Origin of the sequence: Nocardia coubleae NBRC 108252, from assembly GCF_001612805.1 — a bacterium.
In the GTDB taxonomy this organism is placed as follows: Bacteria; Actinomycetota; Actinomycetes; order Mycobacteriales; family Mycobacteriaceae; genus Nocardia; species Nocardia coubleae.
In genome coordinates, this window is the sequence record NZ_BDBD01000009.1 from 25,039 (window position 1) to 39,462 (window position 14,424).

9 protein-coding genes are annotated in these 14,424 nt (G+C 69.0%); 6 read left to right on the forward strand and 3 right to left on the reverse strand.

What is annotated here, in order from left to right; genetic code table 11:
- Positions 1 to 91: 91 nt before the first annotated feature.
- The 5 genes from NCO8_RS07570 (at position 92) to NCO8_RS07590 (ending at position 10,233) form a co-directional block, all read left to right on the forward strand.
- Positions 92 to 811 carry a hypothetical protein gene (locus NCO8_RS07570; protein ID WP_243749741.1) on the forward strand — a complete coding sequence of 240 codons (720 nt, stop codon included), beginning with the start codon at positions 92 to 94 and terminating at the stop codon, positions 809 to 811.
- Positions 808 to 1,770: an ATP-binding cassette domain-containing protein gene (locus NCO8_RS07575; RefSeq protein ID WP_067637614.1), complete on the forward strand. Its 963-nt coding sequence runs from the start codon at positions 808 to 810 to the stop codon at positions 1,768 to 1,770. The genes NCO8_RS07570 and NCO8_RS07575 overlap by 4 nt, the downstream gene beginning before the upstream one ends.
- A 175-nt stretch (positions 1,771 to 1,945) precedes the next feature.
- Positions 1,946 to 2,728, forward strand: a complete 783-nt coding sequence (locus NCO8_RS07580; protein WP_067637616.1) for an ABC transporter permease subunit — start codon at positions 1,946 to 1,948, stop codon at positions 2,726 to 2,728.
- Between the two features lie 17 nt (positions 2,729 to 2,745).
- Positions 2,746 to 6,363 carry an ABC transporter ATP-binding protein gene (locus tag NCO8_RS07585; RefSeq protein WP_067637697.1) on the forward strand — a complete coding sequence of 1,206 codons (3,618 nt, stop codon included), beginning with the start codon at positions 2,746 to 2,748 and terminating at the stop codon, positions 6,361 to 6,363.
- Positions 6,364 to 6,468: 105 nt separating this feature from the next.
- Positions 6,469 to 10,233 (forward strand): multifunctional oxoglutarate decarboxylase/oxoglutarate dehydrogenase thiamine pyrophosphate-binding subunit/dihydrolipoyllysine-residue succinyltransferase subunit, encoded by a 3,765-nt coding sequence (locus tag NCO8_RS07590; RefSeq protein ID WP_167353254.1) that lies wholly within the window; start codon positions 6,469 to 6,471, stop codon positions 10,231 to 10,233.
- A gap of 63 nt (positions 10,234 to 10,296) precedes the next feature.
- Here the strand turns inward: NCO8_RS07590 and NCO8_RS07595 are convergent, their stop codons facing one another.
- The 3 genes from NCO8_RS07595 to NCO8_RS07605 all read right to left on the reverse strand — a co-directional run bounded on the left by NCO8_RS07595 (position 10,297) and on the right by NCO8_RS07605 (position 13,106).
- Entirely contained in the window at positions 10,297 to 10,857 is a 561-nt protein-coding gene (locus tag NCO8_RS07595) for a hypothetical protein (RefSeq protein WP_157104824.1), read from the reverse strand.
- A 68-nt stretch (positions 10,858 to 10,925) separates the two neighbouring features.
- The gene (locus NCO8_RS07600) at positions 10,926 to 12,440 is read right to left on the reverse strand and encodes a serine/threonine-protein kinase (protein ID WP_067637621.1); all 1,515 of its coding nucleotides are present in this window, start codon (positions 12,438 to 12,440) and stop codon (positions 10,926 to 10,928) included.
- A 168-nt stretch (positions 12,441 to 12,608) separates the two neighbouring features.
- Positions 12,609 to 13,106 carry a hypothetical protein gene (locus NCO8_RS07605; RefSeq protein ID WP_210740317.1) on the reverse strand — a complete coding sequence of 166 codons (498 nt, stop codon included), beginning with the start codon at positions 13,104 to 13,106 and terminating at the stop codon, positions 12,609 to 12,611.
- Between the two features lie 165 nt (positions 13,107 to 13,271).
- Here NCO8_RS07605 and NCO8_RS07610 point away from each other — a divergent pair, with 165 nt between their 5' ends.
- Positions 13,272 to 14,417, forward strand: a complete 1,146-nt coding sequence (locus tag NCO8_RS07610; protein ID WP_067637625.1) for a hypothetical protein — start codon at positions 13,272 to 13,274, stop codon at positions 14,415 to 14,417.
- Positions 14,418 to 14,424: the final 7 nt, after the last annotated feature.

Below are 14,424 nucleotides of genomic sequence, written 5' to 3' on the forward strand. Positions count from 1 at the left end.
ACCGGGGTGTCGGTAGTCGTTGGCATGATGGGCTGTCGGGACCACAGGTGCCCTACAGTTCGACTCGTCGGTCGAAGAGGAGGACGACGCCGTGTTCAAGAGTGCGATCGAGAAGGCCGTAGTCGATGTTCTCGACACCGGTTCCAAGCTGCAGGCCCCTGCCGTGCGGCGCTATGTCCAGTACCTGCGGGAACGTCATCCCGGGGAGAGCCCGGCCCAGATCGCCGAACGGCTGGAGAAGCAGTACCTGCTCGCGGTGACCGGCAGCGGTGCCGCCGTCGGCGCGACCGCGGCCGTGCCGGGCATCGGCACGGTGGCCGCCCTCGGCGCGGTCGGGGCGGAGACGGCGTTCTTCATGGAGGCCTCGGCGCTGTTCACGCTGGCACGGGCCGCCGTCCAGGGCATCGAGCCCCATGACCAGGAGGCCCGGCGCGCACTGGTGCTCGCGGTCGTCCTCGGTGACGCGGGCATCGCCATCGTGCAGAAGGGGTTGCGCACCCAGTCGAAGAACTGGGCGAACACGCTGGCGGGCAAGGCGACCGGCATGGGCGCGATCAACAGCAAACTGCTGCAGCAGTTCATCAAGCGCTTCATCACCAAGCGGGCCGCGCTGATGGCGGGCAAGGTGCTGCCCGCCGGTATCGGTGCCGCCATCGGTGGCGCGGGTAACCGGGCGCTCGGCAAGGCCACGATCGAGAACGCGCACAAGGCCTTCGGGCCCGCGCCCGCGCTGTGGCCGACGCCGCTGCACAACGTGATCGACGCCGATCCGCTGCCCGCGATCGGTACCGACCCGGCCCGTAAGCAGTGAGGAAAGCCGGGGGCGACGCCGTGCTGGTGCGCGGCGTCGGAAAAGTCTTCGACCAGGTCAGTGCCGTCGACGGCATCGACTTCGCGGTGCCGTCCGGTGCGGTGACCGCGCTGGTCGGGCCAACCGGAGCAGGCAAGACCACCCTGCTGCGAATGGTGCTCGGGCTGCAGCGGCCGAGCACCGGCCGGGTGGAGGTGACGGTGGGGCACGGACCGGCCGCGGTCGGCGCGGTGCTGCATCCGCGCGGTCTGCATCCGGCGCGCACGGTGCGCGATCAGCTGTCGTGCTACGCCCCGGTCGCGGGCGTCGGCGGTCGGCGGGTCGAGGCGGTGCTCGAGACGACGGGTCTCGGCACTCTCGCCGATACCGTTGTAGCCCAGCTGAATCCGGGTCAGCAGACCCGCCTCGCGCTGGCCACGGCGCTGCTCGCCGATCCCCCGCTGCTCGTCCTGGACGACCTGTTCGCCGACGCCGACGCCATGGAACGCGGCTGGTTGCAGGAGGTGCTGCGCGGTCATGTCGGGCGGGGCGGCACGGTGCTGGTGAGCGCGGGCAGCCTGGCCGACGTGGTGTCGGCGGCCGACCACCTGGTGGTGCTGAGCGAGGGCGCCGTCGTCTGGCAGGGCACTCCCGCCAAGCTGCGGCGCGGTCATCCCGACCGGCTCGTCGTCGCCTCCTCCCCGTCGATCGCCCTGGCCACAGCCCTGGCGACCCGCGGCTTCACCGATGCGGTGATGCGGCCGGACGGGCGCCTGGCCGTCGCCGAGGCCGACGAGGCGACGATCCGTTCGATCGCCGAGGCGGCCTCGGTGCGGATCGGCAGCATCGTCGCCGACCCCATCCATCCCGACCGGGTCCTGGCCTCCCTGACCAAACCCCGCAGGCATCAGCACCGCCTTCCCACGCCGTCGAACACCACCTTCGCGCCTGCCCCGCCGTCGTTCGGGGTGTCCCGATGACGCCGTCGGCCGCAGATCGACCGGTGCGCCCCGCGTGCCGAAGCCGTCGCCCGTTATCGCCGGCTCAGCGCGCCGCCCGCGGCTCCGGCCTTCGCGGGGATGTCCGGGCAGCCGGACCCCGACCGGGGCCGGCGCGCGAATACATTTCGGCCATGACTTCGGAGGGGATCACCCGATGACCACTGTGCTGCCCGAGGATCTGCTCCCCGGTCTCGACGCCGAAACGCGCAAGGTGTTCACGCTGCGGCCCAATCGGTTGCTGCTCGTCGGCCCGATCGCGGTGGCACTGGTCGCGACGCTGATCACGGCGCTGATGTCGGGCCGCTACGACCCGACCGGACAACCCGTGACGGGGGCGGCCACCATCGGCCTGTACCTGGCGCTCGTCGCGGTGTTCGTGGCTGCGGCACTGCTCGGCATCGGCGTGACCGGTGGCGAGTACAAGCGCAAGACCATGGCGCTCACGGCCCTGTTCGCCCCGGATCGCGACCGGCTGGTCATCGCGAAATACGCCGCGGTGGCCGGTATCGCGCTGGTGGTCGCCGTCGTCGCCGATGTGGTCGCGATGCTCGTGCTCGCCGCCGCGGGCCGTGGCAAGTTCGAGTTCGGCTGGCCGCTGCTGGAAGTGCTCGGCGCCGGATTGCTCGTCGCGATGTGCTGGGCGGTGCTCGGTGCGGGCATCGGGCTCTTGCTGCGCACGACCGGTGCGGCGGTGTGGCTGGTGCTCGGCTGGGCGTTCGTGCTCGAGCCGCTGATCTGGTTGGTGGCCAAGGGTTTCGGGGCCGGTGGCCTCACGGCCGTGCTGCCGGTGTCCTCGACCGTGGCCGGGGTGAGCGCCGGTTCCTTCGACGAGGCCGAGGTGTTCGCGCCGACACCCGCCGCGCTCGTCGTTCTGCTCCTGTGGACCATCGCCGTTGGTGCTGCCGGGTGGTGGGACCTGCGCAACCGCGACCTGTAGTGCCCGAGCCCGCTGTGATGACGACGCGGCGCGCTGACCGGCCCGGCTGGATCCGCAGGCTGTGGCGCCTGTGCCTGCGGCATCCGCGGCTGCTCGCCGTCATCACGGGGGCGGTGCTGGCCGGCGCGGCCGTCTCGATCGCGGCACCGCTGGCCACCAAGCGCGCCGTCGACGCCGCCGAAGCGGGCGACACCTCGGTCATCGGCAGTGCCGCCGCCCTGCTCGCGGTCCTCGCGGTCTGCCGGTTCGCGGTGACCTTCGCCCGGCGGTTGTGGGCTGGTCAACTGTCACTGGAAGTGCAACACGACCTGCGTGTCGCACTGCTCGCCGCGCTGCAGCGCCTCGACGGAGCGGGCCAGGACGCCATCCGCACCGGCCAGGTGGTGTCGCGTTCCAACACCGACCTGCAACTGGTGCAGGGCTTGCTGGCGATGGTGCCGTGGTCGGGCCTCGCGGTACTGCAGTTCGTCGCCTCGGCGGTGGTGATGGTATGGCTCAGCCCGCCGCTCGCACTCGCCGCGCTGCTCGTCGCGCCGGTGATGGCGGTGGTGGTGCTGCGGATGCGGCCCCGGCTGTACGCGGCCACCTGGTCGGCGCAGCAGCGGGCCGCCGAGCTTGCCGAACACGTCGAGCAGACGGTCACCGGTGTGCGGGTGGTGAAGGGCTTCGGGCAGGAGGCCCGGATGGTCGATCAGCTCGAGGACCACGGCCGCGCCCTCTACGCCGAACGCCTGCGCGCCGCGCGGATCAACGCCCGCTTCGCCCCCGTCGTGTCGGCGCTGCCGCAGGCCGGGCTGGTCGCCGTCATCATCGTCGGCGGATTGCTCGCCTCGCGCGGCGCGATCGGGATCGGCACCTTCCTCGCCTTCACCGCCTACCTGGCCACGATGACGTCCTCGGCGCGCACGATCACCTCGGTGGTCATCATGAGCCAGCTCACCAAATCCGCCGCCGACCGGGTGTTCCAGGTGATCGACGCGGCGCCGGTCCTCGTCGACCCCGACAAGCCGACCGAGCTGCCACCCGGCCCGCTCGGCATCGAATTCCAGGGTGTCGGTTTCGGTTTCACCCCAGACGAACCGGTGCTCTCGGAACTCGACCTCACGATCCGGCCCGGTGAGACCGTCGCGATCATCGGCCCGGCCGGGTCCGGCAAGTCGACGTTGTCACTGCTCCTCCCCCGCTTCTACGCACCCGACGCGGGCACCATCAGCCTCGTCGGCACCGACGGCACGCGCGTGGACCTGGCCGACCTGCGCGCCGAGGATCTGCGCGGCGCGCTCGGCGTGGTCTTCGACGACCCGTTCCTGTTCTCCGACACCATCGCGGCCAATATCGCCCTCGGCCGTCCGGAGGCCACCGACGCCGAGATCCGGGCGGCCGCCACCGCGGCCGTCGCCGACGAGTTCATCGCCGAACTGCCCGACGGCTACGACACCGTCATCGGTGAACGCGGCCTCACCCTCTCGGGTGGGCAACGGCAGCGGATCGCGCTGGCCCGCGCGCTGCTCACCCGGCCGCGCGTACTCGTCCTCGACGACGCCACCTCCGCCGTCGATGCCGTGACCGAGGCGGAGATCTTCCGGCGGCTGCCCGACCCGGGCGGGCGCACCATGCTGATCCTTGCCCACCGCGAGTCGACCCTGGCCCAGGCCGACCGGGTGATCCGGTTGCCTGCCCCGACCGGTTCGGTCGTCCCGGCCGACGCGACCGCCCCGGCCACCGTGCGCCTCGGCAAGCGACCGACCGGCGACCGGCCGCGCTCCATGGCGTCGGCCTCCGCCGACCTCAGCGAAACACCCGAGCTGCGCGCCGCCGTCGATGCCCTCCCTCCGGCGACCGAGACACCCGATCTACCCGGTGACCCGCGTGCTCCCCAGCCCGACTTCGGTCTGCGCGCCCTGCTGCGTCCGGTCCGCGGCCTGGTGGGAGTGGTCGTCGGGCTGCTGATCCTCGACGCCATGATCGGCATCGCCTTCCCGCCGCTGGTCCGCTACGCCATCGACACCGGTGTCACCGGCGGGCAGAGTTCGGCGCTCGCGGTGTCGGCGGTGATCGGGATCGGACTGGTGCTGGCGAGCCTGATCGTCGGCGCCGCCGTCACGGTGCTCACCGCGCGCACCGGCGAACGCGTGCTGTTCGGGCTCCGGGTGCGCAGCTACGCCCAGTTGCAGCGGCTCGGCCTCGACTTCTACGAGCGCGAACTGTCCGGCCGGATCATGACGAGGATGACCACCGACGTCGACGCGCTGTCGACCTTCCTGCAGACCGGTGTCGCCACCGGCCTGGTCGCGGTCATCACCCTGGTCGGCGTGGCTGTCGGCCTGGTCGTCATCGATGCGGGGCTCGCTCTGGTGGTGCTCGCCACCGTGCCGCCGATGCTCATCGCGACCCTGCTGTTCCGGCGCGTCTCGACCGCCGCCTACACCGTCTCGCGCGAACGGGTCTCCGCCGTGAACGCCGACTTCCAGGAGAACATCGCGGGCCTGCGCGCCGTGCAGGCCGCCCGCAACGAACCGGTGGCCGCGCGCCGCTTCGCCGAGTACTCCCACCGCTACCGCGAGGCGCGCATCCGCGCCCAGCGCGCGATCGCCTGCTACTTCTCCTTCGGCCTGGCCTGGGCCGACCTCGCCCTCGCCGTCGTCGTCTATCTGGGCGCCAACGCGGTGGCCGACGGACGAACCACCACCGGCACGCTCGTCGCCTTCGTCCTCTACCTCGGCCTGTTGTTCAGCCCGATCCAGGAACTGTCGCAGGTGTTCGACGGCTACCAGCAGGCCAGGGTCGGGCTGCGCCGCATCGGTGACCTGCTGCGCACACAGTCGTCGATCGCGGCCGACCCACCCGACGCGGTGCACATCGACCGGTTGCGCGGTGAGGTCGTCTTCGACGATGTCCACTTCCGCTATCCGGGAGCGAACTTCCCGGCGCTGGACGGCGTGTCCTTCACCCTCCCGGCCGGGCGAACCCTTGCGCTCGTCGGGCCGACCGGCGCGGGCAAATCGACGATCGTGAAACTGCTCGCCCGGCTCTACGATCTGCCCGCCGAGCCGTCGGCGGGTGAGATTCGGGTCGACGGCGTCGATTTACGTAAATTTGTGCTCACCGAGTACCGCTCGCGGCTGGGAATTGTGCCGCAGGAAGCTCACCTGTTCAGCGGCGATGTCGCCAGCAACATTGCATTCGGACAACCTTTCGCCACATCGGTGGACATCGCACAGGCGGCGAGCAACGTCGGTGCGGCCGAAATGATCGCCGGATTACCCCGAAAAATGAACCAACCGGTCGGTGAAAGAGGGCGCGGGTTATCCGCCGGACAACGTCAGCTCGTGGCCCTCGCCCGCGCCGACCTCGTCGACCCCGACCTGCTGCTTCTCGACGAGGCGACCTCCACCCTCGACCCGGAGACCGAGGCATCGGTGCTGGTAGCGAGCCGTTCGCTGGCTCGGGGCCGCACGACCGTCGTGGTCGCCCACCGGCTGGCCACCGCGGCCCGCGCCGATCTCGTCGGCGTGGTCGAACAAGGACGTATCGTCGAATTCGGTAGCCACCGGGAACTGCTCGCCCGAGGCGGGAGTTACGCGCGACTCTGGTCGGCGGGACTGCACGAGGAGCGAATAGTCTCGGGCCACTAGCTACGCCGACATGCCACGGGGCATATGCTCGGTGAGGGCGCATCGGCAGCCATCCGCTGATACCCCTGCCGGGCACGTCACAAACGTCGCAGCGCGAAGAACGAAATGAGGCGAACACCAGCTGTGAGCAGCTCAACTTCCCAGTTCGGACAGAACCAGTGGCTAGTCGACGAGATGTATCAGAAGTTCAAACAGGACCCGTCCTCGGTCGACGCGAGTTGGCACGAGTTCCTCGCCGACTACACCCCCGAGGCCACCGACTCCGCTAACGAGCAGGCTCCCGCCGCCACCGCGCAAGCGGCGCCGCAGCAGGCTCCGAAGGCCGCACCGCAGGCCCCCAAGACCGCCGTCGCGACGGCGCCCAAGCCGGCACCCGCGCCGGCTCCGGCACCCGCCCCGGCCCCGAAGCGGGAGAACGTGCGCGCACCGCAGACCACGCCCGCACCGGTGTCGAACGCCCCGGCCACCGCGCCCGCCAAGACGAGCACAGGCACCGACGAGTCCAAGGTGCTGCGCGGTCCCGCCGCGGCCATCGCCAAGAACATGTCGGCCTCGCTGACCATCCCCACCGCCACGTCGGTGCGCGCGATCCCGGCCAAGCTGATGATCGACAACCGCCTCGTGATCAACAACCACCTGGCGCGCACCCGCGGCGGCAAGATCTCCTTCACCCACCTGCTCGGTTACGCGATCGTGCAGGCCGTGAAGTCGTTCCCGAACCTGAACCGGCACTTCGCCGAGATCGACGGCAAGCCGAACGCGGTCACCCCCGCCCACACCAACCTCGGCCTGGCCATCGACCTCGTGGGCAAGGACGGCAACCGCACGCTGGTCGTCGCCGCCATCAAGGGCACCGAGGAGATGAGCTTCGGTCAGTTCCACGCCGCCTACGAGGACATCGTCCGCCGCGCCCGTGAAGGCAAGCTCGGCGCCGAGGACTTCTCCGGTGTCACCATCTCGCTGACCAACCCCGGCACCATCGGCACCGTCCACTCGGTGCCACGCCTCATGCCGGGCCAGGGCGCGATCATCGGTGCCGGCGCCATGGAGTACCCGGCCGAGTTCCAGGGCATGAGCGACGAGCGCCTGGCCGAGATCGGCGTCGGCAAGCTGATGACGCTGACCTCCACCTACGATCACCGCATCATCCAGGGCGCCGAGTCCGGCGACTTCCTGCGCACCATCCACAACCTGCTGATCTCCGACGAGTTCTACGACGAGATCTTCCACGGCCTCGGCGTGCCGTACGAGCCGATCCGCTGGCGCAAGGACATCAGCGAGCGCGGCGTCGACAAGAGCGCCCGCGTGCTCGAGCTGATCGCGGCCTACCGCAACCGCGGCCACCTGATGGCCGACACCGACCCGCTGCGCCTGGTCAAGGACAAGTTCCGCAGCCACCCCGACCTCGACGTCACCTCGCACGGCCTCACCCTGTGGGACCTGGACCGCACCTTCGACGTGGGCGGTTTCCACGGCCAGGAGCGGATGAAACTGCGCGACGTGCTGTCGATCCTGCGCGACGCCTACTGCCGCCACGTCGGTGTGGAGTACACCCACATCCTCGAGACCGACCAGCTCAAGTGGATCCAGGACCGGGTCGAGCAGAAGCACGTCAAGCCGACGGTCGCCCAGCAGAAGTACATCCTGAACCGGCTCAACGCCGCCGAGGCGTTCGAGACCTTCCTGCAGACCAAGTACGTCGGCCAGAAGCGGTTCTCGCTCGAGGGCGCCGAAGCCGTCATCCCGATGATGGACGCCACCATCGACCAGTGCGCCGAGCACGGGCTCGACGAGGTCGTCATCGGCATGCCGCACCGTGGCCGCCTCAACGTGCTGGCCAATATCGTCGGCAAGCCGTACTCGAAGATCTTCACCGAGTTCGAGGGCAACATGAACCCGGCCGCCACCCACGGCTCGGGCGATGTGAAGTACCACCTCGGTGCGCACGGCCAGTACCTGCAGATGTTCGGCGACAACGAGATCGAGGTGTCGCTCACCGCGAACCCCTCGCACCTGGAGGCGGTCGATCCCGTGCTCGAGGGCCTCGTGCGCGCCAAGCAGGACCTGCTGAACAAGGGCGACGGCCCCGAGGGCTTCTCGGTGATGCCGCTGATGCTGCACGGTGACGCCGCGTTCGCCGGTCAGGGCGTGGTCGCCGAGACGCTGAACCTGTCAGGTCTGCGTGGTTACCGCGTGGGCGGCACCATCCACATCGTGGTGAACAACCAGATCGGCTTCACCACCGCGCCGGAGAACAGCCGCTCCACCGAGTACTCCACCGACATCGCCAAGTTCATCGGCGCGCCGATCTTCCACGTCAACGGTGACGACCCCGAGGCCTGCGACTGGGTCGCGCGCCTGGCGGTCGACTTCCGGCAGAAGTTCCGCAAGGACGTCGTCATCGACCTCGTCTGCTACCGCCGCCGCGGGCACAACGAGGGCGACGACCCCTCGATGACCCAGCCGGAGATGTACGACGTCATCGACACCAAGCGTTCGGTCCGCAAGGCCTACACCGAATCGCTGATCGGCCGTGGCGACATCTCCATGAAGGAGGCCGAGGACGCGCTGCGCGACTACCAGGGTCAGCTCGAGCGCGTGTTCAACGAGGTCCGTGAGCTGGAGAAATACGTTCCGGAGCCGTCGGAGTCCGTCGAAGACGACCAGAAGGTGCCTGCCACCGTGCAGACCGCGGTCGACAAGTCGGTCCTGCAGCGCATCGGCGACGCGTTCCTCAACACTCCCGACGGTTTCAACGTGCACCCGCGCGTGAAGCCGGTGCTGGAGAAGCGGCGCGAGATGGCCTACGAGGGCAAGGTCGACTGGGCCTTCGCCGAGTTGCTCGCGTTCGGTTCGCTGATCGACCAGGGTCACGATGTGCGCCTGACCGGTCAGGACTCGCGTCGCGGCACGTTCACCCAGCGCCACTCGGTCATCATCGACCGGATCAACGCCCAGGAGTACACCCCGCTGCACAACATCGGTTCGGAGAACCCGGGCTGGTTCGCGGTGCACGACTCGGCGCTGAGCGAATTCGCCGCTGTCGGTTTCGAATACGGTTACTCGCTGGGCAACCCCAACGCACTGGTGTTGTGGGAGGCGCAGTTCGGTGACTTCGTCAACGGCGCGCAGTCGATCATCGACGAGTTCATCTCCTCCGGTGAGGCCAAGTGGGGTCAGCTCTCCGATGTGGTGCTGCTGCTGCCGCACGGCCACGAGGGTCAGGGTCCCGACCACACCTCGGGCCGTATCGAGCGGTTCCTGCAGTTGTGCGCCGAGGGTTCGATGACCGTCGCGGTGCCGTCCACCCCGGCGAACTACTTCCACCTGCTGCGCCGCCACGCCCTCGACGGCATCCGTCGTCCGCTGATCGTCTTCACCCCGAAGTCGATGCTGCGCAACAAGGCCGTGGTGTCCGACATCAAGGACTTCACCGAGTCGAAGTTCCGTTCGGTGTTCGACGAGCCCACCTACGAATCGGGCGTCGGCGACACCGCCAAGGTCAAGCGCATCCTGCTGACCTCGGGCAAGCTCTACTACGAGCTCGCCGCGGAGAAGGCCAAGCACAAGCGTGAAGACGTGGCCATCGTCCGGATCGAACAGCTCTACCCGATCCCGACGTACCGCCTCAACGAGGCCCTGGCCAAGTACCCCAACGCGACCGACATCGCCTGGGTCCAGGAGGAACCGGCCAACCAGGGCGCCTGGCCCTTCTTCGGCCTCAACCTCCCCGAGGTCCTCCCCGACCGCCTGGGCAAACTGCGCCGGATCTCCCGCCGCGCCATGTCGGCCCCGTCCTCGGGTTCCTCGAAGGTCCACGCCGTGGAGCAGGCCGAGATCATCGCCGAGGCCTTCGAGCCGACCGCGTAATCTCTTCCCGCACAACGGCGAACGCCGGGTGGATCGTCACGATCCGCCCGGCGTTCGCCGTTGTCAGGCCAGCAGGTTGCGCATCACCACGCGAACGTGGTGTTCGGTCAGCTGTCGCAGCTCGGCGCGGCTGATCCGGTTGCCATCGATCGTCAGTGTGGTGTCCACGCGCAGGTTCTCGTCGAGCACGCCGATCCGCACTTTTGTCACCGGACGCCCGGCCCAGTTGGCCTCCTCCTGGACGAAGGCGTCCTCGCCGAGCCCGGCCAGGTATTCGAAGCTCGTATTCGGATCCGAGACACGGTCTCCGACAAGATGTTTGAAGCTATCGTGCTCCCCTCGCCGGTCACCTCCCGCCCGCGTGACATCGAGGTTCAGCGACACAGTGAGGTCACCGAAAGCGCCGGAGCAATAGCCGGTCGACGCGATGGGCTCCTGATCGTCCTGCTGCCACCCGGCGCTGCCGCGACGCGTGAGTTCGGCCAGATCCATCAGCTCGCAGTGATTGCCTTGCTCCAGCTCGCGGTACTTGCGCGAGGTCGGGGTGTCGATCGGTGTGCCCGGCGTCCACCGCGAGTCCGCCGCCCCGTCCTCGCGCCCCAGCCACATCGCGGCGGCGATCACGGTGACCACCACGAGCGAGCAGGCCGACACTGCCGCAGCCGTCCATGGCAGCGAGAACCGTCGTGGTGTCATCCGAGGCGCTCCCACAGTATTCGGCCCTGATGCTCACAGGCCGTCACCATCTCCGAATCGTCCACCTTCGACTCCGCGGGCGTGCTCAACGTCACCGCGACGACCACGTTGTCGTCGAAGAGGCCGAGCTCGCAGGTCGGGCCGTACATGTACGGCAGTCGGCGCACGTAGAGGTAGGAGTCGTCAGCGAGCTCGAGCCGGTGGTCCGCCCGGATCGTGGCCCCGCCCGAACGAACCAACTCCAAGTCGTCGCGGAAGAAGGCCTCGGCGCCGTGTCCATCGTTCACGACCTTGGCAAGCACAGTGGCTGCCAGACCCCGGTAGGAGACCGAGCAGTGGTGGGACGAATATGGCTCGGAGTCAACGGATTCGGAATGGATGGGCGGATCGGGCGGCACCCCACCGAGCTGTTCGAGCGCGGGCAGATCGAGCAGGTCACAGGCGTTCGCGACACTCTGTGTGGTGTACACCCGGGTCGGCTCGCCACGGATCAGGTCGGTGGTCGTCATGACGACGAGCAATGCGACCGTGGCGGTCGTCAGCACCGCGGTGAGCACCGAGGGCAGGAGCGTTCGCGCGATCCGGGGCCGCCGTCGACCTGGCGAGGCGCCAGGAGCACCGGCCGCGACCGGATCGGTCGGCTCCCGGCCCTGGAACGGCGCGCGGACCCACGGGCCGCTGTCGAACGCTCTGATCGCCGCTGCGGCGAGGTCGGCGCAGCGGGCGAATCGGTCCTCCGGCCGTTTCGCCATCGCCGTCGCGATGACCGCGTCGATCGCACGCGGCAGCTCGGGTCGTAGCTCGGTGGGCCGGGGCGGTGCAGCGCCAAGATGCGCGGCGATCACCGCCGCCTGATCGCCACGCGGAAACGGCGTCCGACCGGTGAGCAACTGGAACAGCGTGCAGCCGAGGGAGTAGATGTCGGCGCGATGGTCCACCGTGTGGCCAGCGAACCGTTCGGGTGCCGCGTAGGCGAAGGTGGCGGCCATCGCCGACAACGTGACGGTGTCATCGAGACTGCGGGCGATCCCGAAGTCGGTGAGCAGCGCGGTTTCCTGTCCTGCGTGGTCGCGTTCGATCAGCAGGTTGGCCGGTTTCACGTCGCGATGCAGCACCCCGTGCGCGTGCGCGAAATCCAGTCCGGCGGCGGCACCCTGGATCAGCCGCAGAGCACGGTCCGGGGCGAGACCGGCGGGATCGGTCTGGAGCAATCCGATCGCGTCGCCACCGTCGACGTATTTCATCGACAGCCACAACACCGGATCCGCGGGACCGCTGCGGTCGTATACCGGCACGATATTGGGGTGTTCGAGTCGAGCGGCCAGCGTCGCCTCTCGTTCGAAGGCGTTGCGCGCCTTGGCGTCGGTGGATATCCCGTCACCGAGCACCTTCAGCGCCACCCGCCGCCGCAGGCGAGGGTGCTCCGCGAGGTACACCGACCCCATGCCACCCGCGCCGAGCAGTCGTTCGATCACATATCCGGCGAACACCGTCCCGGGCTCCACCGCCACCCCGACCCCACCTCCGCTTCGCCCGCCGCACCCTGAGCGGAACTGAGGGCCCACCCGATCACGGATGAATCTAAGGGCAGTCGGGCGGTCGGGCAACCGTCTCACTGCGGCGGAACACGCCCCCAGCAAGGGCGGACCCGGTCGGCTCCGCCCCTGCTGCTGTCCGTTCTATCCGTTGAGGGTGATCCAGGCCTGACCCGAAAGCTGTTCCAGGTCATAGTGCTGTGGGTAGGTGTCGGAGGTGGCGACGATCTTCGCCTCGACCCGGCCGGGGCCGGGGCCCATGCCGAAACCGGTGATTACCCCGTCGGGCGCCTGTTCGATGACACCGTTGGCATCGACCCGATGGGACTGACTGTTCTCACGGCCGGTGTCGAGGTTCTTCCATCGCACCGAGATCCGGTACGGCTGGCAATTCTGTCCGTCCTGAATGATTTTCACGCGAACACCGAGGTGCCCGGCCTGGGGCTGGGGCACGGTTTCCGCGTTGACGATGGCCGAGCATCCGCCCGGCACTCGGACGAGTGTCGGTACGAATCGGACGACCTGATCCGTCGGCAATGCCGCCGCCGGACCACTGAACCCGACGAGCGCGGTAACGGCCGCTGCGGCGGCCACCCCGACCTGAACCGAAACCCGTTGACCTTGTTTGCTTTTCAGACTCATGCTCCGAAATTCGCGACTCGCGCGGAGATCGTTAACCACCGTAACGGTCTCGATGTGACAACGGCGTCGGAGACCTGGGTCACAGAGTTCTCTCAGGCATGCGGCACTCCGCACTCACTGTTGCCCAGTAATGTCCGCGGCGAACTATCGGATTGGAGACAACAGGTGAGCGGACGCAACGGATTTCTGCTGCTCGGCGGGATCTCGTCGGTCGGGGCGGGGGCGGTGCACTTCATGGCCGCCGGAATGCACAGCGACCACGCCACATTGGCGCGGCTGATGGTCGTGCTCGCCGCGATGCAATGCGCCGTCGGGCTGACGGTGCTGCTGAGTGATCGCAAGATCGTCGTGTCCGCGCTGGCCGCGGTGAACGCGTTCGCGGTTGCGGTGTGGGCGTTCACCCGTTTCGCCGATATCCCGTGGGTCACCGGGCTGACCGCGGAATCACCGGGTGTCGCCGATACCGTCTGCGCCGCGCTCGGTGCGCTCGCTGTCCTCGGCGCGGCCGTCGCACTGCTGCGGCCGGGTGCGACGCTGCCGCCCATGCGATCCGGGTTCGCGGCCGCCGCCGTCGGTGTGCTGGCACTGGCGGCCATGCTCAACGGTGTCGGCCACGTGCACAGTCACGGCGACGGCGACGATCACGCACACGCGGCGGGCGAGGACCACGGTGACACCGGCGACTCCTGGCCCCGGGCGTTCGACCCGGGCAAGCCGATCGATATCTCCGGCGTCCCGGGCGTCACCGCCGAACAGGAGCAACGCGCGACAGCCCTGATCCAGAACACCCTCGCGAAACTGCCTGCCTTCGCCGACGTCACCACCATCGGCGCACTCGGCTTCCGCTCGATCGGCGATGCCGCCACCGGCTACGAGCACTGGGTCAACACCGGCTACATCCGCGACGACAGCTTCCTCGACCCCACACGACCGGAGTCGCTGGTCTACCGGGTCGACGGCCAGAACCGCACCCTGGTGTCGGCCATGTACATGGCCAAGGGCAAGAAGATCGACGACCCGGCCCTCACCGAGTACGCGGGCCCGTTGATGCAGTGGCACGTGCACGACAACCTGTGCTGGAAGGCAGGCGACAACGGCCCCCAGGTCGCGGGCGTGACCGACGAGCAGGGCAACTGCCCGCCGAACTCGATCAACCCCGGCGCGGGCAATCCGATGGTGCACGTGTGGATCGCCCCGCACGAATGCGGCCCGTTCGCGGCGCTGGAAGGTCACGGGGCCGGTCAGGCGGCCACGGACGGTCGACGCACCGACACCTGCGGCGGCCATGACCACGGTGGCGGCCACAAGTAGGACGGCT

Coding starts and splice junctions, on each gene's coding strand:
- NCO8_RS07590 (WP_167353254.1), top strand. CDS start 6,469: ATGAGGCGAACACCAGCTGTGAGCAGCTCAACTTCCCAGTTCGGACAG.
- NCO8_RS07580 (WP_067637616.1), top strand. CDS start 1,946: ATGACCACTGTGCTGCCCGAGGATCTGCTCCCCGGTCTCGACGCCGAA.
- NCO8_RS07585 (WP_067637697.1), top strand. CDS start 2,746: ATGACGACGCGGCGCGCTGACCGGCCCGGCTGGATCCGCAGGCTGTGG.
- NCO8_RS07605 (WP_210740317.1), bottom strand. CDS start 13,106: ATGAGTCTGAAAAGCAAACAAGGTCAACGGGTTTCGGTTCAGGTCGGG.